This is a genomic window from Hyphomicrobium sp. 2TAF46 (assembly GCF_052114865.1).
In the GTDB taxonomy this organism is placed as follows: Bacteria; Pseudomonadota; Alphaproteobacteria; order Rhizobiales; family Hyphomicrobiaceae; genus Hyphomicrobium_B.
The window spans coordinates 139628-164799 of sequence record NZ_JBFRFO010000010.1 but is presented as its reverse complement, the minus strand read 5'-3'; the positions used below and the strand labels follow the sequence as shown (position 1 = coordinate 164799).

At 57.9% G+C, this 25172-nt stretch carries 25 protein-coding genes; 17 read left to right on the top strand and 8 right to left on the bottom strand.

The genetic code is table 11. From position 1 onward, the window contains the following. Positions 1 to 194 precede the first annotated feature (194 nt). Positions 195 to 680 carry a DUF2321 domain-containing protein gene (locus AB4Z24_RS19830; RefSeq protein ID WP_441710945.1) on the bottom strand — a complete coding sequence of 162 codons (486 nt, stop codon included), beginning with the start codon at positions 678 to 680 and terminating at the stop codon, positions 195 to 197. 243 nt (positions 681 to 923) lie between these two features. Between AB4Z24_RS19830 and AB4Z24_RS19825 the strand changes: the two genes are divergently transcribed. Next, positions 924 to 1751: a hypothetical protein gene (locus AB4Z24_RS19825; RefSeq protein ID WP_441710943.1), complete on the top strand. Its 828-nt coding sequence runs from the start codon at positions 924 to 926 to the stop codon at positions 1749 to 1751. A gap of 384 nt (positions 1752 to 2135) precedes the next feature. Here the strand turns inward: AB4Z24_RS19825 and AB4Z24_RS19820 are convergent, their stop codons facing one another. Both AB4Z24_RS19820 and AB4Z24_RS19815 read right to left on the bottom strand, forming a co-directional pair. Beyond that, the gene (locus AB4Z24_RS19820; RefSeq protein ID WP_441710941.1) at positions 2136 to 3137 is read right to left on the bottom strand and encodes an FRG domain-containing protein; all 1002 of its coding nucleotides are present in this window, start codon (positions 3135 to 3137) and stop codon (positions 2136 to 2138) included. A 757-nt stretch (positions 3138 to 3894) separates the two neighbouring features. Continuing rightward, positions 3895 to 4734: an AAA family ATPase gene (locus AB4Z24_RS19815; protein WP_441710939.1), complete on the bottom strand. Its 840-nt coding sequence runs from the start codon at positions 4732 to 4734 to the stop codon at positions 3895 to 3897. Positions 4735 to 4800: 66 nt separating this feature from the next. Here AB4Z24_RS19815 and AB4Z24_RS19810 point away from each other — a divergent pair, with 66 nt between their 5' ends. Continuing rightward, positions 4801 to 5016, top strand: coding sequence for a hypothetical protein (locus tag AB4Z24_RS19810; protein ID WP_441710938.1), 216 nt, complete (start codon positions 4801 to 4803; stop codon positions 5014 to 5016). Between the two features lie 71 nt (positions 5017 to 5087). On the opposite strand, the gene AB4Z24_RS19805 is transcribed toward AB4Z24_RS19810, so the two are convergent. From AB4Z24_RS19805 to AB4Z24_RS19795, 3 genes are all read right to left on the bottom strand, one after another. Continuing rightward, the gene (locus AB4Z24_RS19805) at positions 5088 to 6164 is read right to left on the bottom strand and encodes a hypothetical protein (protein WP_441710936.1); all 1077 of its coding nucleotides are present in this window, start codon (positions 6162 to 6164) and stop codon (positions 5088 to 5090) included. A gap of 170 nt (positions 6165 to 6334) precedes the next feature. Beyond that, positions 6335 to 6553 (bottom strand): helix-turn-helix transcriptional regulator, encoded by a 219-nt coding sequence (locus AB4Z24_RS19800; RefSeq protein ID WP_441710934.1) that lies wholly within the window; start codon positions 6551 to 6553, stop codon positions 6335 to 6337. 692 nt (positions 6554 to 7245) lie between these two features. After that, positions 7246 to 8214: a GlxA family transcriptional regulator gene (locus AB4Z24_RS19795; protein WP_441710932.1), complete on the bottom strand. Its 969-nt coding sequence runs from the start codon at positions 8212 to 8214 to the stop codon at positions 7246 to 7248. A 102-nt stretch (positions 8215 to 8316) separates the two neighbouring features. On the opposite strand from AB4Z24_RS19795, the gene AB4Z24_RS19790 reads away from it, so the two are divergent. From AB4Z24_RS19790 to AB4Z24_RS19765, 6 genes are all read left to right on the top strand, one after another. Then, positions 8317 to 9129 carry an SDR family NAD(P)-dependent oxidoreductase gene (locus AB4Z24_RS19790; RefSeq protein ID WP_441710930.1) on the top strand — a complete coding sequence of 271 codons (813 nt, stop codon included), beginning with the start codon at positions 8317 to 8319 and terminating at the stop codon, positions 9127 to 9129. An 81-nt stretch (positions 9130 to 9210) separates the two neighbouring features. Then, positions 9211 to 9675: a (2Fe-2S)-binding protein gene (locus AB4Z24_RS19785; protein ID WP_441710928.1), complete on the top strand. Its 465-nt coding sequence runs from the start codon at positions 9211 to 9213 to the stop codon at positions 9673 to 9675. Positions 9676 to 9683: 8 nt separating this feature from the next. Then, complete coding sequence (locus tag AB4Z24_RS19780) at positions 9684 to 11843, top strand: molybdopterin cofactor-binding domain-containing protein (RefSeq protein WP_441710926.1); 2160 nt, start codon at positions 9684 to 9686, stop codon at positions 11841 to 11843. A 98-nt stretch (positions 11844 to 11941) separates the two neighbouring features. Further along, complete coding sequence (locus AB4Z24_RS19775; RefSeq protein WP_441710924.1) at positions 11942 to 12934, top strand: XdhC family protein; 993 nt, start codon at positions 11942 to 11944, stop codon at positions 12932 to 12934. Positions 12935 to 12939: 5 nt separating this feature from the next. Further along, positions 12940 to 13554 carry a nucleotidyltransferase family protein gene (locus tag AB4Z24_RS19770; RefSeq protein WP_441710922.1) on the top strand — a complete coding sequence of 205 codons (615 nt, stop codon included), beginning with the start codon at positions 12940 to 12942 and terminating at the stop codon, positions 13552 to 13554. Between the two features lie 262 nt (positions 13555 to 13816). Beyond that, on the top strand, positions 13817 to 14533 hold the full coding sequence (locus tag AB4Z24_RS19765; protein ID WP_441710920.1) for a Crp/Fnr family transcriptional regulator: 717 nt from the start codon (positions 13817 to 13819) through the stop codon (positions 14531 to 14533). On the opposite strand, the gene hemN is transcribed toward AB4Z24_RS19765, so the two are convergent. Together hemN and AB4Z24_RS19755 are read right to left on the bottom strand one after the other, a co-directional pair. Beyond that, a complete protein-coding gene (gene hemN, locus AB4Z24_RS19760; RefSeq protein WP_441710918.1) occupies positions 14530 to 15864 on the bottom strand; it encodes an oxygen-independent coproporphyrinogen III oxidase in 1335 nt (444 codons plus the stop codon). The genes AB4Z24_RS19765 and hemN overlap by 4 nt on opposite strands. Before the next feature lie 4 nt (positions 15865 to 15868). Then, on the bottom strand, positions 15869 to 16501 hold the full coding sequence (locus AB4Z24_RS19755) for a hemerythrin domain-containing protein (RefSeq protein WP_441710916.1): 633 nt from the start codon (positions 16499 to 16501) through the stop codon (positions 15869 to 15871). Between the two features lie 146 nt (positions 16502 to 16647). Between AB4Z24_RS19755 and ccoN the strand changes: the two genes are divergently transcribed. The 9 genes from ccoN to AB4Z24_RS19710 are packed head-to-tail and all read left to right on the top strand — an operon-like array spanning position 16648 to position 25169. Next, positions 16648 to 18312, top strand: a complete 1665-nt coding sequence (ccoN, locus tag AB4Z24_RS19750) for a cytochrome-c oxidase, cbb3-type subunit I (RefSeq protein ID WP_441710914.1) — start codon at positions 16648 to 16650, stop codon at positions 18310 to 18312. A gap of 14 nt (positions 18313 to 18326) precedes the next feature. Next, complete coding sequence (gene ccoO / locus AB4Z24_RS19745; protein WP_441710912.1) at positions 18327 to 19064, top strand: cytochrome-c oxidase, cbb3-type subunit II; 738 nt, start codon at positions 18327 to 18329, stop codon at positions 19062 to 19064. A 13-nt stretch (positions 19065 to 19077) separates the two neighbouring features. After that, a complete protein-coding gene (locus AB4Z24_RS19740) occupies positions 19078 to 19254 on the top strand; it encodes a cbb3-type cytochrome c oxidase subunit 3 (protein WP_441710910.1) in 177 nt (58 codons plus the stop codon). After that, positions 19251 to 20174 carry a cytochrome-c oxidase, cbb3-type subunit III gene (gene ccoP, locus AB4Z24_RS19735; protein WP_441710908.1) on the top strand — a complete coding sequence of 308 codons (924 nt, stop codon included), beginning with the start codon at positions 19251 to 19253 and terminating at the stop codon, positions 20172 to 20174. Before AB4Z24_RS19740 ends, ccoP begins: the two co-directional genes overlap by 4 nt. After that, complete coding sequence (ccoG, locus tag AB4Z24_RS19730) at positions 20171 to 21652, top strand: cytochrome c oxidase accessory protein CcoG (RefSeq protein WP_441710907.1); 1482 nt, start codon at positions 20171 to 20173, stop codon at positions 21650 to 21652. Before ccoP ends, ccoG begins: the two co-directional genes overlap by 4 nt. Next, positions 21649 to 22137, top strand: a complete 489-nt coding sequence (locus tag AB4Z24_RS19725) for a FixH family protein (protein WP_441710905.1) — start codon at positions 21649 to 21651, stop codon at positions 22135 to 22137. Before ccoG ends, AB4Z24_RS19725 begins: the two co-directional genes overlap by 4 nt. Then, positions 22122 to 24302: a heavy metal translocating P-type ATPase gene (locus AB4Z24_RS19720; protein WP_441710903.1), complete on the top strand. Its 2181-nt coding sequence runs from the start codon at positions 22122 to 22124 to the stop codon at positions 24300 to 24302. The genes AB4Z24_RS19725 and AB4Z24_RS19720 overlap by 16 nt, the downstream gene beginning before the upstream one ends. Continuing rightward, the gene (ccoS, locus tag AB4Z24_RS19715; protein ID WP_441710901.1) at positions 24299 to 24484 is read left to right on the top strand and encodes a cbb3-type cytochrome oxidase assembly protein CcoS; all 186 of its coding nucleotides are present in this window, start codon (positions 24299 to 24301) and stop codon (positions 24482 to 24484) included. Before AB4Z24_RS19720 ends, ccoS begins: the two co-directional genes overlap by 4 nt. After that, positions 24477 to 25169 carry a sulfite exporter TauE/SafE family protein gene (locus AB4Z24_RS19710; protein WP_441710899.1) on the top strand — a complete coding sequence of 231 codons (693 nt, stop codon included), beginning with the start codon at positions 24477 to 24479 and terminating at the stop codon, positions 25167 to 25169. Before ccoS ends, AB4Z24_RS19710 begins: the two co-directional genes overlap by 8 nt. Positions 25170 to 25172 lie beyond the last annotated feature (3 nt).

Here is a 25172-nt window from a genome sequence, read left to right as displayed (position 1 = left end):
GCGTTAGTCACACTGGCCTCCGGGCGAACTCACCTGAGCCGAGTTCATCGCCGCCGCGAAGATCGGTGACTTTCGACTCTGCCTCCCAAATCAAGGAATGTCCATGATGAGGTCGAAGGCAGACATTCAAACTGAGACACTACCGAATGATCGCCGATATCGCCGGAACAATGCGCTGCCGGAACGCGAACAAGTCAACTGCCCCAAACCGCCTTTTTGGCTGTATCGCTCAAAACGTCCACAATGATCTCTCGGACGCCGGAGACGATCGAGTTCCCGACCTTTCCCATCACTTTCTTGAATCGCACGGATGCCACCAGTGTCTTTGGGCTGTCCTTCGTCAATTCGGTTAGGTCAGCCTTGAACTGTTGGATCTCTTCGCCGGACAAGGTTCCTGCCGCTTCAATCAGCTCGACCGCGCTAGAGATTTTCCGCTCAGTCCACGGGAAAGCATTTCCGCAGTTATGACAAAATGCCGGTGGTCTGTAATGGTCGCCGATCGAAAAGACGCCCTCGACGTCGTAGTCGCCTCGAATAGGTGTATTGCACTTGATGCAGTTCATCGTTGTCGCGTCGCCGCAATGCGAGCAGAACGTTTCTCGCAATTCCGGATGTCGGTCGGCGCTGCTAGTGGGCACGTGCCCGTTAAGACACACCTGAGCAACTCTATAAGTTCCCATAGTGCTCCAATATCTGCCGGATAGGTCGGCTCGAGCGTCAGTCCGCTGTACGGCGGTATTTAGAGCCGATTCGCGGGGCAGGCTGTCAAATCTGGATATGTGGAAGAACTATTTGAAGTCGCGCACGACTGCCACTCGAAGGCGACGCGCGCTGGTAAGTGACGGGCAGTATTACCTCTACCGAGCCGGACAGCCTCAATCCGTTTATGATCCTCGGACCTTCGATGCGGCGCGCCTGACACTTTGAAAGATGTGCAATTATTTTGCGAAACGATTCTCTTTCAGCAGCGCCGAATGACAAATTCCACTCACGACTTTGAATTGGAACTCGTGCCGCCTTCAGACACGCCCTACGTTAAGCGGCGGTCTCGAGCTTATGCAGTTGAAGCAATAAAGCGGTGGTTCTTCCATAATTTCGAAGATCCCGTCCATGAAACCCCATGGGATGAGGGAGAATATGTCTATATCTGGGGCGGTCCATACAATGCACGAGATGTAATTGAGGAATATTTCGACGGCGAGGTTTCTGATGCCACTATGCAACTCGCTATCGCCGCGATTGAGGAGGAAGGTATTCTCTATTGGGCGCCTCATGGCCGGAGAATTCAACCGAAGACGATTCGTGCTCCTGCCAGAAAGCGATCCTCGCCCAAAAGGGATCGCTCGCACGAAATTGAGAAAGCGCACAAAAAAATGCTCGCAGCGCTTTCCGACGTCGATAAAGAATTCGGGGGATTTCGGCCCGTCCCAGCGGGTATCGGCCACAATCGGCCACCAGAACCGATCGCGGCACCGGTTTTGGACGGCGAGGATTTGTCTGAGCTACGCGAAGCGGTTGGGCTTCTTCGGCGACAACCGCGCGATGTAATCGTAGACCTCGACCGCGTAAAGAAGGCAGCTCAAACGCTGGGAAATGCGGCGTCGAAGGTGCTCGCTTATTGCGCAAAGCAAGCAGACAATTTTGTCACGGAAGCTGTAAAAGAAGGTGGCAAGTGGCTCGTAAAAGGCAGCGTACTCGGCGTTGCTGCAAAGGCAGCAGCCGAATGGTTGCGAGCACAGGGTTATCTATAAATTTCCGGCCGACGCGCACCTCATCCCCAAAAGACGTCAACCTCGAGCTTCGCGTCTCATGGCGCGGACGATGAATGGACATGGTGTGATCACGCTCGCCACGATGCTTTGGGAATGAAAGAAGCGTTTGGGCGAAAAATCAGTGGCTGAAACGGTGTGTCAGCCACGTGTCAGCGCTTTGCTTTTGATCTCAGCAAGTTCTCTGCAAGTTCTAAACACGTTCTCGCGCGACTTTTCCGCTGAATCTCCTCATTTTCCTGGGGTTTTGCTGCTTGAAGCCCCGCTTCCGTGTCTCTTGACATGGTAGGGGCCACCGGCGAGCGTTGGGATGTAGCCAAGTGGTAAGGCAGCATGCGACAAGCTATCTGTGATCTACTCTGTGATCTACAAAGCGGTGGGGCCGGCTCGTATCAGAGCTTTCACTGAAGCCCGTTCTTTAATCGCGTCGGCCGCTCCCCCAAAACCTGGATATATTTTGCTTGCGTCGTATCCCATCCCGTGAAGCGCGTCGAAGATATGTGCGCTTTCGGAAACTGGGCACGTTATTTTTATGAGCATTCGCGTCTTGGCGTCGCGCTTCCATAATTTCTCCGAGGTAGTCCCCGCTAGCATCTTCTCAATATAGCCAATTACTGTGTCCAGTGGCGCATCGGGCTTTAGCTGAGGATGATCACGCCCAATCCAGTTCAGTGTGAACCGCCCGGCTTGCGCTGCGAGATTGGGATTTCCCGCGTACGGCACATCTACCACATGAATTCGACATTGCGGGTCGGGGTTGTTGGGAACGCGCGGCGGACTCAAGAGCGAAGAGGTTCTATCCAGCGTGCCAGAATTCGTAATCCAAACAGCCAACCGCTTTGTGGCGTTCGGGATCTTGGTCAATGCTTGCACGCCATTCCAAGCCGCGAAATATGCAGCCACAAACGGGTCGCGTGTCCAATCGAGTAGTCGCGTGATAATGCCATAGTGTTGAGCCAATCCTAGAAGCGGCCAGAGTTCTCGGACAGGCCACTTGTCCATAAAGAGCTCAGCATAATTTCCCGATATCGCCGCAACGTCCGATGGTCGAACTAGAAGGTTATGCATTTCAGTTGACAGGGGTGGCAGTAAAAGTCCCTGCGCGTTTGAATTTCGGTAAAATTGCGCAATGCTTGCCCACTCAAGAAAAGGTCTGTTCTCGTCGCGACATTGCGCATCCGTCCAGGCACCATCTGGTGTGGTGTCGAGATTTCGCGACTCTAACAAAGTCCGCCAAGCCGCCGGCCGCATCGCTGACGCCACGAGATAGTGATCGGCATCGCCCACTCCGCGCCAAATAAGTTCGCCGGCAACGTTCGCGCCGGGCTGTTGGATGATCGTGTTTAATACGTCCATGAACTCGCGCATTGTATTCGCGCGAATTTCGAGATGGCTTTCCCTTTGCACGCTTTCCAATGACGTGGCCGCATCAGTGTGTGATTTTGAGGCTAAGAGTTCGGCGAAAGCTGCTTCGCCTTCAATGATGCGAATTTAGATATGCCCAAGTTTTTTATGGGGTATTGGCGAGAAGCGCGTGGGACCCGAGCCTATCGTTTCCGCCGGGGGCCTCGGCATTGCGGTAAGGGCGAAGGCATCACCACGGGAATGAAGAAAATCGGAATCTGGTACTTTTTGCCGGCCTCGTCGATCATCGCGATGTAGGATTTTGACGGACGACCCCGGCGTTCGGTTAGCTGTCGGAGATACATCCCGACCATATTCCAGGGACGGCAGGGAATTCCGATATCCCCGCACATTTCTTCGTAAGCCTTCCTCGCGCTGTCGGAAAAAATGCGACGTCCGCCACACTCCTGGACAAGCTTTTCTAGAAGGTGGCTGGCATGTCGCTCGGCCACCTGTAAAGGCGTGCCCGCGTAGAATGAGCTGCTCTGAGTTCGGGAAAATGTCGGCTTACTGATCGACTCAAATGTCGACCCAGAAGCGGGCTCGACGATCGACTTGCAAGTCGGCTCGTGAGCAGGTCCCATAGTCTCGGATGTGGCCTGTGCGTGCTCCAAGTCAGCCGGTTGTTGGCCAGCTACCGAAGTCCGTTTTTGTCCGAACCATCCCATGCGATCGGTGCTATATCCCCATTTGGCGCGACGAGAGGAACGCGGCATATTGCTCAATTTTCATCTAGAATGTCGTAACCTACCCGGCCGACCGTGAACTGGTTCATCGTTGGATCAAGGTGAAGTTCACACAGGGTTGGTTTTCCCATGGATTCATGATCCTTCAATTTGTCGATGTGGAGCAACGTCGGCCCTTCGTAGTTTCTCCAAACACACCACCCGATATCGGCCTTGTTGCCATAGTGCGCAGTATCCGCGCCGTCGTTGAGCGTCAGAAGTCCATTTTTCGAAAGGCGCTTTTCAACACCGTCTTTCGGCGGGTGCGCAGCGACGATCATCAGGAGCGAGTAATCGTCAGCAATCTGCTTCAGCCGCATGATGAACCGGCCCATATAGTCCGATTTCGTCTCGCCTCTTGGGACCATGTGATCGATTTCGTTCACTGGATCGATTATGACAACGTCCACCCCATAGACCCGAACCGCGTATTCGATGCGGTCTATAAGTCGGTCCATGTCCAAAACAGTATTGCGTTTTCGACGGAGAAACCGAAACGCTAGGCGAATCTCAGCATCAGCGTACGCCACTTGCTCGTCGGTCCATGGCGCCGGATGCCCAATAATGTGGCGCCGCAGATCGCGGTGAAACCGCGGCTTCACCTTCTCCTCAAACGAGGTGATCAATGTTCGCCAGCGGTATTGTCGCCAGAGGTTGACGGCGAGCTGGCGTAAGAGCACGCTTTTGCCCGACCCATACGGGCCGATCACCGGCATGAACGCTGGTCGCACCAAGCGGAATCCGTGAGCATCGAGACCGTAGAGCCCGGTTGCGTATAGTTTTTCGGCACCCGGTTCTGGGATGTCATCAATCGTGCAGACCTCATCCGTCCACATCGGACGCGCCATTTGGATGAGATTGAGCAGGTCAATACTGCTGACGTCGGTTGCCGAAGATGCGCCGTGTGGCCATCGCACCCAGCGGCATCGCGTATCGCCGAGGCGCACGGCAACGTCATCTCGAAGATTTTCTTCGCCCATGGGAAACGCGAGGACAAAATTGATCCAATCGTAGTTGAGCGATTCGTCAATCGCACGCTCGTCACTGTTCTCCCCTCTCACCCTGTAGAGATCATCAACGTGGCGGACGACCCGCGTGGATCGATGCCCTGCGTCTAAGAACGCAGCGCAGTCACGCTCGCTGGCGCACAGGACAATTTGTAGGGGCGGCGCTGTTTGGAGCATATCGGTCACCAACGGCTTGCCCTGCGTCTGCGATTGGATAGCAGTGTCGATTGCCTGGCGTTTATCAATTTGTCGATCTGGCTCCGAAGGACGCTACGCACGAACCCCTGTAGCCGCGTGGGGCGCTGCCTCTTGGCCTCTGCCAGCGTCGCCAATGCTGCTGAGTGGAGGATACTCGGTTCACCCCGACATAGGGGCCACGCAGCGTTGAGTTCGTCGCTGAGCAGATTGACGATCGGGGACGTCTCTTCGCTTCCGAGCAGCTTTTGCCAGTCAGCAATCTGAATTGGGGTAAAGACAGAACCCACGGCAGGCAGGCCTGCAGAGAGTGTATGGATAGAGTTATTGTTGTCGGGCATCAGATGCCCGATGTTTTCAGTCAAAACACCCGACGTTTTTAGATCAAACGCCCGACGTTTTTCAGAAATGGTCGGGCCCATAGTACCCGAGGTTTTTTCGATAATGGTTGGGCATACGGTGCCCGATGTTTTTCGCGGGCGCCCCGCGAGGCGAGGCGGGGCGAGAGCGTTCAGAATCGCAAAATCTGAATGCAACACCGCTTCGGCAATATAGGGTAACCAAACTGGAATCGATTTGCCGGTTCGCCGCCGATCGCCATTGTCGGATGACCGTTCAGCGCGGAGGGCGCCGCAAACAACGAGCGCATCTCGGAGGTCGCGGACAACATCCTCTCCGCAGCCCGCATATTCCGAGATACGTCTTGCTCCGTCGGTGCATCGACCAAACTCGTTATCCGAATGGGCGCTGATGTAGAACAGAATTGGCCCGATAAACGTCGAGTTGCGCTTGCATCGCCGAGCCGCCTTGGCCAACGCGAGAGCCAAAGCCGAGTTTATGATCAATCGTCGCCGAAAGCCTTTTTCCAGACCAATTTGGTCGGGGGTGTATTCATGGCCGGACTGGACATCATCGAGATAGTGTTGAATGGCGTCGATTATAGATGTTGGCGCTGGGCGGGCGATGACTGGTTCGACGAGTGATGTGTCGACGAACTCTGCATAGTGATCGTCGATATCCGAATAGTCGGATATCAGTGGGTTATCGGCCTCGCGAGCGTCCACAGCGATTCCCCTCGCTTCGCATGTGGCCGTTGAGTTCAAATGCGAATACTGATATTGAATTTCAGCGGCCGTTGTTTCCCAGAACTCGGTACGACGTGAGATGAATTCCGAATTTCAGGCCGCCGTGGGTGCCAGCCCATCGGCGGCCAAATTTTTTGTTTAACGGCGTATTAGCCATTGGCCCGATCGACCTGCGGGCGGTTTTGGATCCAAGCGTTTACGTTGCTTTCCAACCAGCCCACAGCTTGTTCGCTAATGCGAACAGGGGCTGGAAATTCTCCAGACCGAACGAGCGCATAAAAAGTGCTCCGTCCGACGCCCAATCTTTCATATACGGCGCGGGCTCGAAGTAGGCGCTCCGGATGGTGGATTGTTGTTTCACTTCGCATTGCTCTGACCGCTGATCAATCTCGTTGGGTCCGAAATGGACGCTCACCCCTCAACGCCCATGAGGAAGTTCGAGCGATCTGTCGAGAGAAAAGACGATTTGTTTGGATCGCCGATACCATTTTTTTGAACTCCGCTTACCCGGCAAACGAAATCGCTTGTTTCACGGTGGAACATTGGGAAAATTGCGTGAAATCCGATTGGGGACGCCAGTGCGCGATTCCTAACGGAGTGAGTTGCGGCGGGGCGCCACTTGCCAAGTCAGGTACACGTGCTCGTCTCAATCATGGCTCAATAGTGGACACGAGAGCTTGCTAATGAAGTGGCAAAGCCGACGACGGCAAAATCCTAGCGATAAATGTCAAATCGCATCGTCGCGGCGTCGCGTTAGACTGATCGGGATGAAGTGAGGGACGAATTGAGGGATGAGCAACCGCTCCAGCCAAGCAAGCCGCTCTAATTCATTCGCTTTCAGAATTGAATTGGCGGACTCCGTCTCCGCCAGAAAACCACCTCCAGCCCTCGAAAATCTTAGGTTTTGCCGCATTCTTGGGCTCGGGCTTGACCAAAGGGCCCGTCGTCCGCACCGAAATCCTCAACGAAATCCAGGCGCCGTCCTCATGCGCGGCGCGCACGGCTCGAGGTCCCGTCTCTAAAATCACCTGAAATCAGGTTCTCCAGGCGCAGAGCGGATCTACATCGCCGCTCGGTTCTTCCCGTTTATTGCCTCGTTGCGCGCATTTCGCCGTAACACCTGTGGGGGTTGTCCAAAGGCACGCAAGAAAGCGCGACGCATTTGGTCCCGATCACTGAACCCAGTTTGACGGGCCACGACCTCGATCGGGTGATTGCTTTGCTCCATGAGGGAACGCGCAGCTTCCACACGGAGGTTCTCGATCGCCTTTGCCGGGGACTGCCCGGTTTCGGCTCGAAATGCGCGGCTGAACTGCCTTGGGCTCAGGTGGGCCGCCTCAGCAAGTCGAGGCACGGTAAGCGGCGTGTGGAGATTTGCGCGGGCGAAAGCGAGGGCCGTCTGAATTCGATCGGACTTCGGCGAAAGTTCAAGGAGTGTCGAGAACTGCGATTGCCCGCCGCCGCGCCGATGATAGAGGACGAGTTTGCGAGCGACTGACTTCGCAAATTCGGGGCCCAAGTCCTCCTCGACCAGCGCTAGTGCCAAATCGATGCCGGCGCTCATACCCGCTGAGGTCCAGATCGGGCCGTCGTTGATAAAGATCCTGTCCTCGTCGATCTTCGCCTTCGGAAATCGCTTCTGCAGTTCGCGCGCATAGAGCCAGTGCGTCGTCGCTCGGCGCCCGTCGAGAAGACCAGCTTCCGCCAATACAAATGCCCCCGCGCAGATCGCAGCGACGCGCCTATGCGTGCGGACAGCTCTGCGCACGAACTCAATCAGGGCCGGACTATGCGGCTTCCGTGAAGTCGTGCCGCCGCCGATCATGAGAGTGTTGCCGGCTTCGTCGGTGAACCGTTCCGTCTCAACCCGCATGCCTAACGAGGTCTCGACCGCGCCGCCTGTCTCCGAAACAAACCGGAAGTCATAAGGAGCGTGCTCCTCCAACATGTTCGCTGTTTCGAAGACGGAGAGCGCAGCAAGCGCGATGACCGAGTAGCCAGGATAAACGACGAAAGTGATGCGCCGCATGGGGGAAGGCCTCATGTCCTAAATATACGTGTATATGACATTTCGGTCATATCTCCGCAAGCGTATACGCTTTTTCAGCAATCCGCGGAAAGGAGTCATTCAATGACCAGCCACACAAGCAAAGGTACAGCTCTTGTGACGGGTGCATCTTCCGGCATCGGGGCGGTTTACGCCGACCGCCTCGCAAGGCGCGGCTATGATTTGATTCTCGTGGCGCGCAACGAGGAGCGTCTGAAAACGGTTGCCCGCCGCATCGAAAGCGAAACGGGCAGCAAGGTTCAAATCTTTCCTGCAGACCTGACTGACAAGTCGAGCCTCGCCAAAGTCGAGGCTCTGCTAAGGGACGACAAGTCCATCAGCCTTCTCGTCAACAATGCCGGTATCGGCTCGGTTGCTTCGATCCTGCAAGCAGACGTGGACAAGATCACCGACATGATCACGCTAAACATCACGGCGTTGACACGGCTGACTTACGCTGTCGCGCCTGCATTCGTTAGCCGGGGCGGCGGTACGATAGTCAACATAGCATCGGTCGTCGGGATTGCTGCCGAGATGTTGAATGGCGTGTACAGTGCATCGAAATCCTACGTCATCAGCTTTGGCCATTCGCTTCAGAAGGATCTTGCGGACAAGGGTGTGCGCATTCAAACCGTTCTTCCCGGCGCCACGGCAACGGAGTTCTGGGATGTGGCCGGCTACGCTGCGCAGAAAACATCGGCCATCACGATGTCGGCCGACGACGCCGTCGATGCAACGTTGATTGGGCTGGACAACGGTGAACTCGTCACGATCCCTGGCTTGCACGATGGTGATGCCTGGGATCGCTGGGAGACGGATCGTCGCGAGCTGTCAAAAAAGTTCAGCAACTCAAAGCCGGCGCTGCGGTATGGTGTGAAGGCGACTGCCGCGGCTTGAAGTACTGTCCGCGCTGACCTTGGCATCTGAATAAATAGCATTACCTCTCACGGCACGCCGCTACTTCCAGATGAGGCCCCCATGATCAAATTCAAAGTGAACGGCAAAGAGGTATCGGCCGACGTACCCGATGACATGCCCGTCCTCTGGGTCCTTCGCGACGTTCTCGGGATGACCGGTACCAAGTTTGGGTGCGGCATCGGCCAATGTGGCGCTTGCACAATCCATGTGGACGGAGAACCCCAAAGGGGGTGCCAAACGCAGGTCTCGGATGTAGCTGGGCATGAGGTGACGACGATCGAGGGAATTGGCGCAACACCGGCTGGCAAAGCCGTGCAAGCGGCTTGGCTAAATCTCGAAGTTGTCCAATGCGGCTACTGCCAATCAGGGCAGATCATGTCGGCATCGGCTCTGCTCAAGACGACCCCCGCGCCAAGCGATAGCGATATCGACGCTGCTATGACCGGAAACATTTGCCGTTGCGGCACTTATTTGCGCATCCGGGACGCAATCAAGGAAGCAGCCAAATCCGTTGCAGCGAAGTGAGGCCACACATGCTAGCTCGCCAAATCACTCCCGAACTGTCGCGACGGAATTTTCTCGTAGCCGGTGTTGCCGCTGGCGGGGGAATGATGATCGGCTGGGTTCCAACTGCGAATGCGGGCGGTGATAAAAGCTCACCCGTCGTGCCCGATGCGTACATCCGCATCGATGGGCAAGGAAAGGTAACCATCGTCTCGCCAATGATCGAGATGGGCCAAGGCACCTATACGTCGCTTCCGATGCTCGTTGCGGAAGAGCTCGATGTCGACATGGCAAACGTGTCTGTGGCGATCTCGCCCCCAAGTGACAAACTCTACGGAAATCCGGCTCTCGGCAATATACAGGTCACCGGTGGTTCAACGTCCATCCGCGGCTTTTATTTGCCCCTTCGCAAAACAGGTGCTGCGGCAAGGGAGATGTTGATTGCCGCGGCGGCAGAAACCTGGGGTGTTGATCCAGCTACCCTGCGGACGGAGCCGGGATTCGTCGTCGACGATGCCAACAAGCGTCGCCTCTCATACGGTGAGCTGGCCGACCGGGCCGCGAAGATTCCTGTTCCGAGCGAAGTCAAACTGAAAGACGCCAGTCAGTTTCGAATTATCGGTACACCGGCAAAGCGTCTTGACGTGAGCGGAAAGGTCAACGGCTCTGCTCAATACGGCATTGATACCAAAGTGCCGAATATGAAAGTCGCGACAGTCTCTGCATCGCCGGTATTTGGTGGGAAGCTCGTATCCTTTGACGAGGCGGCGGCGAAGAAGATTCCAGGTGTTGTGCAAGTCGTGAAGCTCGACAATGCTCTCGCCGTCGTCGGCGATCATTATTGGGCTGCCAAGAAGGGGCTCGAAGCGGCATCTCCGGTTTTTGATGATGGTCCGCACGGCAATGTTTCGAATGCTGACGTCGTAGCCGCATTGGCAAACGCAGCCGAAAGACCGGGTGCAGTCGCCAAGAACGAAGGGAACTTCGCGACCGCGTTTTCGTCGGCCAACGAGAAGGTCGAAGCCACTTACGAAGCGCCTTTCCTCGCGCACGCCACGATGGAACCGATGAATTGCACGGTCGCTGTCACGGGCGATGGCTGCGACATCTGGGTGGGCACGCAAATTCCGGTTTGGGCGCAGCAAGCCGTCGCTGCGGCCCTCAAGTTGAAAACCGAACAGGTGCGGCTTCATAACCACCTGCTCGGCGGCGGCTTTGGCAGGCGGCTGGAATCGGACGGAATTGTTCAGGCGGCGCTCATAGCCAAGCAGCTCGATTTTCCGGTCAAAGTCGTGTGGAGCCGCGAGGAAGATATCCAGCACGACATGTACCGGCCCTACTACTATGACCGTATCTCGGCCGGGCTCGATGCGCAGGGCATGCCCGTCGCCTGGTCGCATCGCATTGTCGGATCTTCCATCATGGCTCGGTGGGCGCCTCCGCTTTACAAAAACGGCATTGATCCGGATGCCATCGATGGCGCGGCCGACATGCCTTACGCAATCGAGAATTTCCATGTCGAGTATGTCCGCGAGGAGCCTCCGGGAATTCCCACAGCGTTTTGGCGCGGCGTCGGCCCGACGCACAACGTGTATGTGATTGAGAGCTTCATCGATGAACTTGCCGCCGCGGCCAAGAAAGATCCCGTCGAATATCGCCGCGCGCTGCTGCAGAAAAACCCGCGTGCCCTGCACGTTCTCAATCGCGCTGCAGAGCTTTCGAACTGGGGCAAGCCACTAGGTCCGCGGCAAGGCCGCGGCGTATCCGTGCAGCAGGCTTTCGGCACGTATATGTGCCAGGTCGCTGAGGTCACCGTTGGCAAGGACGGCGAGGTGAAAGTCGACCGCGTTTACGTCGTCCTCGATCCGGGCGTCGTCGTAAATCCGAATACGGTCGTCGCGCAGATGCAGAGCGGCGTCATATTTGGAATTACGGCAGTGCTTTGGGGAGAGATCACGCTCGACAAAGGCCGCGTGCAGCAAACCAACTTCGATGACTATCGTATCCTACGTATTGACGAAGCGCCCAAGATCGACGTCGAAATTGTAAAAAGCAGTGCAGATCCGGGCGGAATAGGAGAGCCGGGAACGTCTGGTTTGGCGCCGGCTGTCCTCAACGCGGTCTATGCGGCGACGGGCGTTCGTCTACGGAAGACGCCGATCGACAGCAAACGCCTAAAAGCGGTGTGAACCGGCCAGATCACGGCGGCCGAGCACATCCGCTTCGTGCTCAGCCGGCTGGACGCTCCGGTTTTCTGATGGACTAGGTGCTTACTGCGGAGACCCATATGACCCTCATCTTTCAGCGCTTCGACGCGGATACGGGTCTGCTCGCCGATGAGGACGTGCTTCCTCACCTCGCGCAATGGCAAAGCGAGGGACTGCGTACCGCGCTCGTAACCTTGGTCGGTGTGGAGGGCGGTGCTCCACGCCAGCCGGGCGCGCAAATGGCGGTGGCCGAGGACGGTCGTTTCGCCGGCTATCTTTCTGGCGGCTGCCTCGAGGCCGCAGTGGTGCTCGAAGCACAGGCGGCGATCCGCGCCGGCGGGAACCGGCTCGTTCGCTACGGCAAGGACTCGCCTTACTTCGACGTCAAGCTCCCGTGCGGCAGCGGTCTCGATCTTTATTTCGATCAGAGCATCGGCGCGGCGCAGGTGCGAGAGCTCCTAAGTTGCCGTGCAGCACGCCAGGCGTGTTCGCTCAGAACCTCACTTGTTGACGGCACAAGCATCGTCATCCCAGCTGCTTCACTGGGGCCGATGCCGCGAAGCACAAGCGAGAAAGACCATTTCGATCGGTATTTTTCGCCGCCGCTGCGCCTCTTGCTGCTCGGGAGCGGACCGCTGCTCAATGCCATCGCAGTCGTCGCTCAGGTGAGTGGACTTGAGATCGCCGTCTGGTCGCCCGACGACGCGACACGCGATCAGGCGGGGCGACGCGGAATATCGGCTTTCAACGGCACCGCGGCGCTTCAATCTTCGATCGAGGCGCTCGACTACGCTTCGGCGGCGGTGCTCGTCTTTCATGATCACGAGGCGGAGCCTGATATCCTGGCGCGTGTCCTCGACATGGAGTGTTTTTACATCGGTGTTCTCGGGAACCATGCTGTGCACAGACAGCGCCTTGAGGCTCTGCAGATTAAGGGCTTCACAACCACTGCCCGCGCGCGGCTGCATGCTCCAGTCGGATCGATCCCTGGCGCGAAAAGTAAAGCCACTCTGGCGGCGGGTGTGCTTGCGGAGATCTTGGCCGAGGCCAAGGTCGCCAACCTCGTGTCGTGACCGCGGTGACCCGAGTCGCCGCCGTTCTCCTGGCCGCCGGAAGCTCGGAGCGCTTCGGTTGCGAGAACAAACTTCTGGCAGAAATCGGTGGCGAGCCTTTGCTCCGCCGTGTCACGCGCGTGGCCATTGCGGCCCGGCTTTCTGAGATCGTAGTCGTCACCGGTCATGAGGCCGAGCGCTGCCGCACCGTTCTTGATGGGCTTGCCGTCCGGTTCGTCCATAACGCTGCTTGGATGCAGGGCATGGGCTCATCGATCGCGGCCGGTGTCGGAGCGCTCGGAGATGAGTTCGACGGCGCGTTCATCGTGCCGTCGGACATGCCGTATCTGACGTCGGCCCTCTTCACTCGCCTGCAGGCCGAGTTCGATTTGTCCGGCGGACGCGCGATCGTCTTCCCCGTGACCGCGGCCGGAGAACAGCGCAATCCCGTTTTGTGGCCGCGGGCACATTTCTCCGAGTTCAGAGCCTTGGTTGGTGCGACAGGCGCCAAAGCGCTTCTGCGAGAGTACGCGGCGCAAAGTCATGGCGTTCCTCTCGCGTCCGACGAGGAAGCAACCGACATCGATACTCCGGCCGATCTGGCCTTTTGCCTGTCACGATCTGATATTATAAGCTATTGATATATAAATAATATCTACGTCCGCTTTCTCTGCCTCTGCTGTATTGTCAATGCAATTCTGGTCTCCCGTACGGTGTGGACAATGTTGCGCATAGCGGTTGAGAGAGACGCTCAGCGTGGTGCTAGCAGCGACCAGGTTGGATCTGAGACGCTTTGTCAGCAGATGCGAAGGGGCGCAGACCCGGTCCGTCGCATGTCTGTTTCAAACATGGTATCACTTGCCAACTTCACTTGCCGAGCGTCCGATAACGTCTGGACCGATGATGACACAACAGCAATCGATCCGCTGCGATACTTGCGCAGTGCGCCACCGTGCGGTCTGTGGGGCGCTGAGCCGGACTGAAATAGAGCGGCTCAATGCGATCGCCCACCATCGGACAGTGCCGCAAGGGCAAGCGATCGTGGCCGATCAGGACACGGTTTCCTCATTCGCCAACATCATCTCCGGCGTCGTCAAACTTACCAAGGCCATGAGCGATGGGCGGCAGCAGATCGTCGGACTTCAATTCGCGTCCGATTTTATCGGCAGGCCGTATCGCGATCGCAGTGCGTATGAAGTGACAGCCGTGAATGAGGTTCACCTCTGTACCTATGACCGCGGGCAATTCGAGCGTCTGGTCCGGGAGTTTCCCGGGTTCGAACGCCGCCTGTTTGAAAACACGCTGGACGAGCTCGATGCCGCGCGCGAATGGATGCTGCTGCTCGGACGAAAAAGTGCCGAGGAAAAGGTGGCAAGCTTCATTCTCATGGTTTCCAAGCGGATCGATGTGGTCGGTTGTCAAAGCGGACAGGCGCAGGGACCAGCGAAATTCGAGCTGCCCATCTCGCGCGCTGAGATCGCCGATTTCCTCGGCCTGACAATCGAAACGGTCAGCCGGCAATTTTCTCGCCTCAAGGCCAAGAAAATTATCGGACTCGATGGTGCGAGAACCGTCGTTGTCTTGGACCCCGCTCATCTGGAGCGAATGAGCAGCGTCTAGACGGCCGGCGCGCAGCGCATATCAGATCCAAGATAGGTATCGAAGCACGCCGCAATACTTCTCACAAATGGCTGGCCGCGCGGTGTGACTACGAAACCGTCCTCGACCTTCTCCAGAAGACCGGCCATATCTGCCTCGATCATCTCCCGGCCTTCCAGAATGACGCGTGACGCCGTAGCTCCAAAGCGCTCGCGAACGTTGGATTCGGAATAGCTGAAGTCGCACATCAATCTCGCGATGACGTAGCGCCGAACGCGATCTTCGTCCGTCAGCTTGACGCCTCTGGTTGTGGCGAGGCCTGTCGCGGCAATACGCTCTTCGTATTCGGCGGGAGACGACGCGTTCTGAAAATATGCGCTGCCGATGCAGGAGATGGCCGACGGCCCGACGCCGACCAGGGTTTCCGACGTATCGGTCGTATATCCTTGAAAGTTGCGGCGAACGGGTCCGACGGCCAAGGGATCGTCCTTCAGGGCGAAATGGTCGAGCCCGATCCGGACGTAACCCGCGGCGGTGAGCATGCGCGCGGCTCTTTGGGACTGAGCAAAGCGTTCAACGCTGTCGGGAAGCGTCGTGGCGTCGATAATCGATTGGTGCGCGAAGCGCGCGGGCAGATGTGCATACCCAAATAGCGTGACACGATTTGGTTGCAGCAAAAGGACCTGCTCGACTGTCCGTTCGATTCCAGATCGGGTCTGCAGCGGCAATCCATAAACGAGATCGATGTTGATGTTGTCGATCCCGGCATCCCTTAAACTATCTACGCAGGCCGACGTGACTTCGAACGACTGCAGACGATTGATGGCAGTCTGAACGGCGCTGTCGAAATCTTGGACCCCAATCGACACCCGATTGACGCCTGCGCGCTTCAGCGCCTGCGCAAGCGACGCGCTCGCTTCGCGCGGGTCGATCTCGACGGCGAATTCGGCGGTGGTGTCGATCTCGAAAGAGTCGCGAATGCGCGCAGTCAACGCCAAAATCTGCTCGCCCGTCAGAATGTTGGGAGAGCCGCCGCCCCAGTGCATATATGAAATCTTGTGCTTAGAGAGTCCAAGCGCGGCGATGGCGCGCAATTCCGCTTCGAGAGCTTCCAAATAGCGGATGACCGGCTCTTTGGTGCGTGCAACTTTCATATTGCAGCCGCAGTACCAGCAAAGCTTTTTGCAGAACGGCACATGCACGTAGAGCGAAAACGAAGCGTCGTCTTCCAATTCGACCAGAGCTTCTGCGAAGTCCTTCTCGCCGACCGTGTCCCGAAACTGGGCGGCGGTCGGATAGCTCGTATATCGCGGAACGGGGGCGCTCATGCGGCGCACGAAATCTGGAGACATCCCGTTATTTCTCCTGCCCAAGCGATGATGGGCATTTTTCGCAGATCGACGATGATGATCTCCGGGCCCTGAGCTTTAGCAGCGGTATCCTGATGCAACGGGGATGGTCGCTCGTCATGATCCATTCCTGAAGGCGCGCGAGGTCTTCGACGGTCAGTGCTTGGCGCGCCGCGGGCAAAACAACGCTGTCCTCCCAGGCGATATGGCGGCGCTGGCTTTCGAAATAGCCGCGAAGAATGTAACCGAGCGTTTCCGGGTTCTGCGGTGCTCTGCTTTGCAACGCGTCTTTGAGCGCTTCGGCGAGTTCGTCAGCGCTATCTTCGTCGCGCTCGTGTTCCTGGCTGAGGCACGCCAGTGCCTGAACGACAGTGTCGTTCGGTGACAATCGTTCTCTGAGCAGTGGGAAAAGCGCATCTTCCTCGAATTTTGTGTGAGCCTTTACGCTTCCCTTCAGAATGGAGATTGCGATCACGGCCAACGCAGGGTCGAGCTTGGTCGGCAGGTTGTCCGCCATACTTTCCAGGAGATCGCACAACTCCAATTGGAGGGCGTGCTCCTCCTCGATAATTTCCAGGGGATGAGGCGTCGCGCAATGTCCAGCATCATCCAGTCGTCTTGCCGGGCTGGCATCCGTCATTAGTGAAATCCTCAAAAGACGTGAGGCCGCGTTCTGGCGATGTGACATTTCTAATGCCGCTCTTCTTGGCGAACCTTGACTTAGATCAAGGCTGCTGGCGGCTGACTATTCGACTGTGAGTTCCGTATTGGGATCGGGAGGCAGCTTTGCAGGACGTATTGGACGAGCGCTCGGGGCTCAGCGATTCGCTGGCGCTCATAAGCGCAGTCATCATCGGCGCGATAGGTCTATTGTTCGCGCTTGCTGGAGAGGAGGAGATCCTTCGGCTTCAGGGACTCATCGTGTTGGCGGCGGCGGTGGCTGCCGGCTTCTACGTTGTGACGCATCCGACGAACCTCAGACAGGAGAAGCGTTCCGGTTACTTCGATGGTCCCATTCGCGTTGCGACGATTGCGTGCGTTTTCTGGGGTATCGCAGGATTTCTCGTTGGCGATATTCTCGCGTGGCAACTTTCGTTTCCGGCGCTGAACTTCGATTTGCCGTGGACCAACTTCGGGCGCTTGCGGCCGGTGCACACCTCGGCCGTCATTTTCGCGTTCGGCGGCAATGCTCTCATCGCGACTTCACTTTATGTCGTTCAGCGGACAAGCCAAGCTCGGATGCCAGGCAAATGGGCGCCTTGGTTCGTCGTCTGGGGATATCAGCTTTTCATCGTTATCGCGGCGTCCGGCTACCTGATGGGCGTGACGCAAGGCAAGGAATACGCGGAGCCCGAATGGTACGCCGACATCTTGCTTACGGTCGTGTGGGTCGCCTATCTGCTCGTATTTCTCGGGACGCTGAAGGATCGCCAAGAGCCGCACATTTACGTCGCGAACTGGTTCTTCCTAGGCTTCATCGTCACCGTCGCTATTCTGCATATCGTCAATAACCTTGCGCTGCCCGTGTCATTTCTCGGAACGCTGAGCTATCCGCTCTTTCCGGGCGTTCAGGGTGCCATGACACAATGGTGGTATGGGCACAATGCGGTTGGCTTCTTTCTGACGGCCGGGTTTCTCGGCATCATGTATTACTTCATTCCGAAACGCGCCGAACGGCCGGTCTATTCCTACCGCTTGTCGATCGTGCACTTCTGGTCGCTCATCTTCCTCTACATCTGGGCGGGACCGCACCACCTCCACTACACCGCGCTTCCCGAATGGGCGCAGACGCTCGGCATGACGTTCTCGATCATGCTCTGGATGCCGTCGTGGGGCGGTATGATCAACGGGCTCATGACGTTGTCCGGTGCGTGGGACAAGCTCAGGACTGATCCAGTCATTCGGCTGCTGGTCGTCAGCGTGGCGTTCTACGGAATGTCGACGTTCGAAGGGCCGCTGATGTCGATCAAGGAAGTCAACTCGCTATCGCACTACACAGACTGGACGATCGGACACGTCCATTCCGGCGCGCTCGGCTGGGTCGGCATGATCACGTTCGGCGCCGTATACTGCCTCGTGCCGTGGCTGTGGAAGCGGCAAGGTCTTTACTCGATGAAGCTTGTCGAGTGGCACTTCTGGCTCGCGATGATCGGCATCGTTCTCTACATCTCGTCGATGTGGGTTGCGGGCATTACGCAAGGTTTGATGTGGCGCGCTTACGACCGCCTCGGCTTCCTCAAATACTCCTTCATCGAAACCGTCGAGGCGATGCACTGGCCGTATGTCATTCGCGCGGCCGGCGGTGCGCTGTTCCTGCTCGGCGGGCTGATCATGGCCTACAACGTCTGGCGCACGATCCGCGGTGATCAGCCGGTCGACGTCCGTGATCAGCCGGCGGTAGCAGCAGCGCCTGAGCTGCGTCCCGGCGTCGTCGCAATGCCAGCCGAATAAGAGGAGCGATAATCGTGAACCACGCTATTTTCGAGCGAAACTCGATTATTCTGCTGATCGGCGCGCTGATTGTCGTTTCGATCGGCGGCATCGTCGAGATCGCACCGCTGTTTTACGTTCAGTCGACGATCGAGAAAGTGCAAGGCATGCGGCCCTATTCGCCGCTCGAGCTTGCCGGCCGTGACATCTACGTGCGCGAGGGCTGCTACAACTGTCACAGCCAAATGATCCGCTCGCTGCGCGACGAGGTCGAACGCTACGGCCATTACTCTCTGGCTGCGGAGAGCATGTACGACTATCCGTTCCAGTGGGGCTCGAAGCGCACGGGGCCCGACCTTGCGCGCGTCGGCGGCAAGTATTCGGACGCTTGGCACGCAGAGCATATGCGCGACCCGCGCTCGGTCGTGCCGGCATCGATCATGCCGGGGTATCCGTTCCTCGACCGCACGCTTCTCGACTACTCGAACATCTCGAAGCGCATGAAGGCATTGAAGGAGCTTGGCGTTCCTTACAGCGACGAGATGATTACGAGCGCGGGTAAGGATGTCGTCGCGCAGATTTCGCCCGACACCAAAGAGGCAAAGGCGCTCGTCGCGCGCTACCCGAAGGCACAAGTGCGCAAGTTCGACGGTCAACCGGCGGGAGAGAACGTCGAGCCCACGGAGCTCGATGCCGTCATCGCCTATCTACAAATGCTCGGCACGCTCGTCGACTTCACGAAGTTCGATGCGAGTGGTCCAAACCTTCGATAAGGGGAGTTCGGCCTTGGCCTACGAAGACATTCAAATGGTCACGCAGATTGCGTCGCTGGCAATTTTTGGCGGTATCACGATCGCCGCATACATCTACGCCTTGCGCAGAAGTAACAAAGCCAAGTTCGTGTCGGCTTCGGAAATCCCGTTTCGGGACGATGCGCTCCCGGTCAACGAGGACAAACCATGAGCCATCGCAAAAAAATAGACGAAGTGACGGGTGTCGAGACGACCGGACATGTCTGGGATGGCGATATCTGCGAGCTTAATAAACCGCTTCCCAGGTGGTGGCTCTATACCTTCTATGTCTCGATCTTGTGGTCTATCGGTTATTGGGTCGTGTATCCGGCGTGGCCGACGATCAACGGCTATACAAAGGGTGTGCTGAACTACAGTCAGCGCGATCAGGTGCAGCAAGATATCGAGGCGTGGAAGTCGGGCCACGCAAAATATCGCTCGCAGATCGCGGAGATGTCGCTCGCCGACATTCGCAAGAACGATGAGCTGTTCCAGTTCTCGATTGCGGGCGGTGCGGCGCTGTTTGGCGAGAATTGCGCGGGTTGCCATGGGCGCGGGGCGCAGGGTGGCATCGGCTATCCCAATCTCAACGATGACGACTGGCTTTGGGGCGGTAATCTCGAGAAAATTCATCAGACCATCGCGTTTGGCATAAGAAGTGGCAATCCGAAGGCACACGACACTGCGATGCCGCGCTTTGGAATCGACAAGATTCTCGATGAGGCGCAGATCCGCGACGCCGCCAATTTCGTCCGCTCGTTCTCGCATCTCGACGTCGACCAAGAAGCGGCAAAGAGGGGCGCGCAGATTTTTGCTGACAACTGTGCCGCGTGCCATGGCGATCAGGGTAAAGGTAATCAGGATATGGGTGCGCCCAACCTGACGGACGCCATCTGGCTTTACGGGAGCTCGCAGGACGCCGTGATGCAGAGCATCCGAACCGGGCGTGGTGGCGCGATGCCGGCGTGGTCCGAGCGGCTCGATCCGGTCGCGGTAAAAATGCTAACGCTCTATGTTTATTCCCTTGGCGGGGCGCAAGCTGAAGCTGCCAGCGCCTCCGCTCCCGCGGCAGGCGCGGACAAACCGAAATGAACACGATGGATCGACCGAACAAGTTTCTGATCGGAGGTGATGAAAGTCGCGCCACGCCGCCGTCTGCTCCGCGGCAGTCGGACTACGTGTCGAGAACGAAAATCTATCCGAAGCGTGCGCGGGGAATCTTCCGCAGCATCAAGTGGTTCGTGATGGGTTTCGCGCTCGCGATCTACTACGTTGTGCCGTGGTTGCGATGGAATCGCGGCGAGGGCTTACCCGATCAGGCCATCCTGTTCGACTTCGCCAATCAGCGCCTGTTGTTCGGCCCTATCGAAATCTGGGCGCAGGAATTTTACTACGTCACCGGGCTCCTTGTTATCGGCGCGCTGGCTCTCTTTCTCGTCACCTCGATCGCCGGCCGCATGTGGTGTGGATACGCGTGTCCGCAAACTGTCTGGACGGACCTGATGATTTCCGTCGAGCGTTTCTGGCAAGGAGATCGCAACGCGCAGTTGCGTCTCGATGCGCAACCGTGGTCGTTCGAAAAGATCTGGAAGAAGTCGGCAACGCATCTGTCGTGGCTGGCGATTTCGCTCGCAACGGGCGGAGCGCTGGTCTTCTATTTCCGTGATGCGCCGACCCTTGCCGTTGAACTGGTGCATGGGACGGCATCGACCGTTGCCTATGTCTTTCTCGGTTTGTTTGCACTGACGACGTATTTGCTTGGGGGACTCGCCCGCGAGCAGGTCTGCATTTACATGTGTCCTTGGCCACGCATTCAGGGTGCGATGGTCGATCGCGATTCGCTTCTCATTTCCTATCGCGAGCTTCGCGGCGAGCCGCGGGGTGCTCACAAGAAGGGCACGACTTGGGATGATCGCGGGGATTGCATCGACTGCAAGGCCTGTGTCTCGGTCTGTCCGACAGGTATCGACATCCGTGACGGATCGCAGCTCGCATGTATCCAGTGTGCGCTCTGCATCGATGCGTGCAACGAGATCATGGATCGGGTTGGCCGGCCTCGTGAACTCATCGCCTATACGACTATCGGAAACCTTGGCAACGCCACGAGCGCGCCGCGCGCGGGCTGGCGGATCATTCGCCCACGCACGATGCTTTATACGGCCATGATCACGTTCGTGGCGTCTCTCATGGGATGGTCGCTGCTCAATCGGGCTGACTTCGAGTTGAGCGTCATCCAGGATCGCAATCCGCTTTTCGTTGTGTTGAGCGACGGCGGACTGCGCAACGGCTACATGATCAAGATCGCGAACAAGGTCGAAGGAGTGCGGCACTTCAAGTTGCACTTCAGAGGCCCGGCTGAGCTTCAGCCGAAGTTCGTGGAGTTCGACGGCAACGACCCGACGATAGAAGTCAATCCATCAGAAGTCAGAGCCGTCAAAGTCTTCCTCATGCTCTCGGGCGCTCAAAGAAAAGAATTGAAGTCGGATGCCGAGCCCGTGACGATCGAATTGCAGGATGTGGAGAGCGGCAAGACGGCATCACGCGCCACGACATTCAGGAGTCCGCCATGAGCGTTGCAGCATCAAAAGTTTCGCTTCGCGGGTGGCATGTCTTAGCCATCTTGGTTGGGTTCTTTCTGACCGTGACGGCTGTGGATGGGATTTTGATCACCAAGGCCGTATCTACGTTCAGCGGCGACACAGCCGACGCGTACCGCAAAGGCCTAGCCTACAACCAAACACTCCAGGATGAAGCGGATCAGAACCGGCTTGGCTGGCATGAAAGCCGGGCGTTCGATTCCAAGACCGGGCGCCTTGCGATTGCATTGACGGATGCGAACCGGCAACCCATCGAGGGTTTGCTCGTGAAGGCTGAAATCGGGCGCGCGACCACAGACATTTTCGATCGGCGTTTTGACTTGGTGCCCAAGGGTAATGGGACTTACACTGTCGACATTTCAGGACTTTCGGAAGGCACGTGGACGCTTTCCGTCACCGCTGCGGAGAACGACAAGGTCGTTTACAGATCGAAGGAGCGGATATGGAAGCAGCCCTAGACGCCGGGCTTGCCGCGCAGGCGCGGCAGACGATCGTACTTTCGGTCCCGAGCATCGTTTGTGGCAACTGCATCCGGTCGGTTGAAAATACGCTGCGCGCTCTCCGTGGCGTCGAGGCAGCCCGTGCGAACCTGACGACCAAGCGCGTTTCCGTCGTCGTCGATCCGTCTTTCAGCTCTGCGATTGACCTGACGGCGGCTCTCGAGCATGCCGGATTTCCGGCGGCGCCGTTGATCGAGAACGCCGAGACGGAGCAGGCCGCGCGTGTGAGCGAGCTTCTTCCTCGTCTCGGTGTTGCCGGTTTTGCAGCCGGAAACATCATGATGCTTTCCGTGGCGGTCTGGTCCGGAGAGGCCAGCGACATGGACAGTTCCCTCATGGATCTGTTCCATTGGCTATCGGCGCTCATCGCGCTGCCAGCCGTCGCTTACGCCGGTCAACCCTTCTTCAAGTCGGCACTCGCAGCGTTGCGGTCGCGGCGCCTCAACATGGATGTGCCCATTTCGCTTGGCGTGCTGCTGGTAACGGGCATGAGCCTGTTCCAGACGATGCGCAGTTCGGAGCAGATTTATTTCGATGCCTCGACGTCACTCCTGTTCTTCTTGCTGATCGGGAGAGTGCTTGACGAACGAATGCGAACTAAGGCGCGCGGAGCAGCCGAGAACCTGCTCGGGCTTAGGGCGACGAACGCGACACTCGTCGCGCCGGATCAAACAACCAAGCTCGTGCTTGCGAGCACGCTCGAGCCGGGCATGGTTATTGCCGTCGCCGCGGGCGAGCGCATTGCTGGTGACGGGCAGGTGATCTCCGGCCAGAGCGATATCGATGAGAGTCTGATCAGCGGCGAAACGCGGCCGCGCGCCGTTTCGATCGGCGACTCGGTCTATGCGGGCACGATCAATTGCGGCGGCACCCTGCGCGTGTGTATTACTGCTGCGGAAGAAAACACGCTTCTCGGCGAAATAGGCCGCATGATGCTCAACGCTGAGCAGAGCCGCGGCCGCTATGTCCGGCTTGCCGATCGCGCCTCGCAAATTTATGCGCCCGCGGTCCATGTTCTCGGATTGCTCACGTTCATTGCATGGATGGCGGCCGGCGCGCCGTGGGATCAATCGCTTACGCACGCAATCGCCGTTCTCATCATTACGTGCCCGTGCGCCTTGGCCCTCGCCGTGCCTGCCGTGCAGGTCGCTGCGATGAGCCGTCTGTTCAGCAAAGGGGTTATCGTCAAGGCTCCTGATGGGCTCGAACGTCTCGCCGAAGTCGATTGCGTCGTCTTCGACAAGACGGGAACGCTGACGACCGGAGAGTTGCGGCTCGAGATGAGCGATGGTGTCGATAAGGCGGCTCTGAGCCGGGCAGGTTCGATTGCCGGAGTGAGCAAGCATCCTTTTGCGCAAGCGTTGGTCAAGGCTGCACGTGCGGAGGGTATGCCAACGCGTGCCGTCGAGAGCGTCGAAGAAGTGCCAGGGTCGGGTCTCCTCACGACGTCGATGGGCTTCGAGGAGAAAGTCGGGTCGGCCGCGTGGGCTGGCGTCAAGGACCAGAACGCGTCGATCTGGTACGCGGCCGAAGGCAAGCCTGCTGTCGGCTTCAACTTCGTGGACGAATTACGTAAGGACGCTGCCGCGTGCGTTTCGGAACTTCGTCACGCGGGATATCGCGTCAGCCTGTTATCCGGAGACCGGAGTGCGGCGGTTGCGCAAACAGCCGCGGCCTGCGGCATCGAGGATTGGACTGCGGAGGTTCGTCCAGACCAGAAACTGCAGGCAATCGAAGCCTTGAAGGCGCGGGGATGTAAGACGCTGATGGTCGGTGACGGGCTCAACGATGCGCCAGCCCTTGCAGCCGGACATGCCTCGCTTTCACCGGCGTCCGCTATCGATATCGCCCAAACCACGGCCGACGCTGTTTTTCAAGGCGACGTCCTTCAGCCGGTCATTGAGGCGCTGTCGGTCGCTAAAGCCGCACGCCGTTTGGCTTTGCAGAATTTCGCTATCGCTATTCTCTACAATTCGATTTTCGTGCCGCTCGCGATGGCAGGTTACGTGACGCCTTTGATTGCGGCGCTCGCCATGTCGGGATCATCGATCATGGTCACAGTAAACGCGCTTCGTCTTCGCTCGAAGGCTTTGCGCCTTCCAAACGTCGGAGCATCGGCATGACCTCGCTTGCTTGGCTTGTTCCTGCTGCTCTGACGCTCGGGATGATGGGGCTCGCCGCCTTCCTCTGGGCGCTTCGCAGCGGACAATACGACGATCTCGAAGGTGCCAAGTGGCGCGCGATCAGCGATGACAATGATCGCATGGCGACGAAGCCGGATCGGAGCCAAGCCGACGATGCTTAGCGAGAGCTTCTTCAGCGGTGCTGCCGTCGGGCTCGCCAGTGCGTTCCATTGCGGCGCGATGTGCGGCGGCATTGCCTGCGGAGCGAACCTGCTGCTTGGAGCGAAAACGTCAGGAGATAGAAATCTCAATCTCGTTCTGATGCAGGCCGGCCGCATCTTGACTTACACCGCGATCGGCGGTGTGGCCGGAGCTTTCGGCGGTGATATCCTGTCTCGCACGCCGATGCAGAGCCCGATTGTGCTGCAATGGGCGGCAGCTGCGTCGCTCTTATGGATGGGGCTGGTGCTCGCCGGGCTTATGCCCAGGCTGTCCCTCGTCGATCATGGCATGGAGGTGCTTGCGTCCGGTGTGAACTCCCTGCTGCGTCCTGCCGGGCAGGGCCGTTACCTCGCCCCGGTCGCGCTCGGCGTTGTCTGGGGGCTCAATGCCTGCCCGATGGTTTATGGCGCGGCGTTCCTGGCATCTCTAACGCGTACGAGCGCGCAAGGCGCGAACTTCATGCTCGGTTTCGGCGTCGGCACCGTTCCGGCCGTGATTGCATCAGCTTATGGAATTTCGTGGCTTAACCGGCGCGCAGTTGGCACGAGGCTCAATCTTCTGGCTGGCCTTGTTCTCATGATGGGCGGTGTCGCCATCGCCTACTTTCCGCAGCATTTCGCCAGCGTGTTCTGTGTGATCAAATAATAA

Coding starts and splice junctions, on each gene's coding strand:
- AB4Z24_RS19830 (WP_441710945.1), bottom strand. CDS start 680: ATGGGAACTTATAGAGTTGCTCAGGTGTGTCTTAACGGGCACGTGCCC.
- AB4Z24_RS19820 (WP_441710941.1), bottom strand. CDS start 3,137: ATGCGCGAGTTCATGGACGTATTAAACACGATCATCCAACAGCCCGGC.
- AB4Z24_RS19815 (WP_441710939.1), bottom strand. CDS start 4,734: ATGTGGACGGATGAGGTCTGCACGATTGATGACATCCCAGAACCGGGT.
- AB4Z24_RS19800 (WP_441710934.1), bottom strand. CDS start 6,553: ATGCGAAGTGAAACAACAATCCACCATCCGGAGCGCCTACTTCGAGCC.
- AB4Z24_RS19795 (WP_441710932.1), bottom strand. CDS start 8,214: ATGCGGCGCATCACTTTCGTCGTTTATCCTGGCTACTCGGTCATCGCG.
- AB4Z24_RS19790 (WP_441710930.1), top strand. CDS start 8,317: ATGACCAGCCACACAAGCAAAGGTACAGCTCTTGTGACGGGTGCATCT.
- AB4Z24_RS19785 (WP_441710928.1), top strand. CDS start 9,211: ATGATCAAATTCAAAGTGAACGGCAAAGAGGTATCGGCCGACGTACCC.
- AB4Z24_RS19780 (WP_441710926.1), top strand. CDS start 9,684: ATGCTAGCTCGCCAAATCACTCCCGAACTGTCGCGACGGAATTTTCTC.
- AB4Z24_RS19775 (WP_441710924.1), top strand. CDS start 11,942: ATGACCCTCATCTTTCAGCGCTTCGACGCGGATACGGGTCTGCTCGCC.
- AB4Z24_RS19765 (WP_441710920.1), top strand. CDS start 13,817: ATGACACAACAGCAATCGATCCGCTGCGATACTTGCGCAGTGCGCCAC.
- hemN (WP_441710918.1), bottom strand. CDS start 15,864: ATGTCTCCAGATTTCGTGCGCCGCATGAGCGCCCCCGTTCCGCGATAT.
- AB4Z24_RS19755 (WP_441710916.1), bottom strand. CDS start 16,501: ATGACGGATGCCAGCCCGGCAAGACGACTGGATGATGCTGGACATTGC.
- ccoP (WP_441710908.1), top strand. CDS start 19,251: ATGAGCCATCGCAAAAAAATAGACGAAGTGACGGGTGTCGAGACGACC.
- ccoG (WP_441710907.1), top strand. CDS start 20,171: ATGAACACGATGGATCGACCGAACAAGTTTCTGATCGGAGGTGATGAA.
- AB4Z24_RS19725 (WP_441710905.1), top strand. CDS start 21,649: ATGAGCGTTGCAGCATCAAAAGTTTCGCTTCGCGGGTGGCATGTCTTA.
- AB4Z24_RS19720 (WP_441710903.1), top strand. CDS start 22,122: ATGGAAGCAGCCCTAGACGCCGGGCTTGCCGCGCAGGCGCGGCAGACG.
- ccoS (WP_441710901.1), top strand. CDS start 24,299: ATGACCTCGCTTGCTTGGCTTGTTCCTGCTGCTCTGACGCTCGGGATG.
- AB4Z24_RS19710 (WP_441710899.1), top strand. CDS start 24,477: ATGCTTAGCGAGAGCTTCTTCAGCGGTGCTGCCGTCGGGCTCGCCAGT.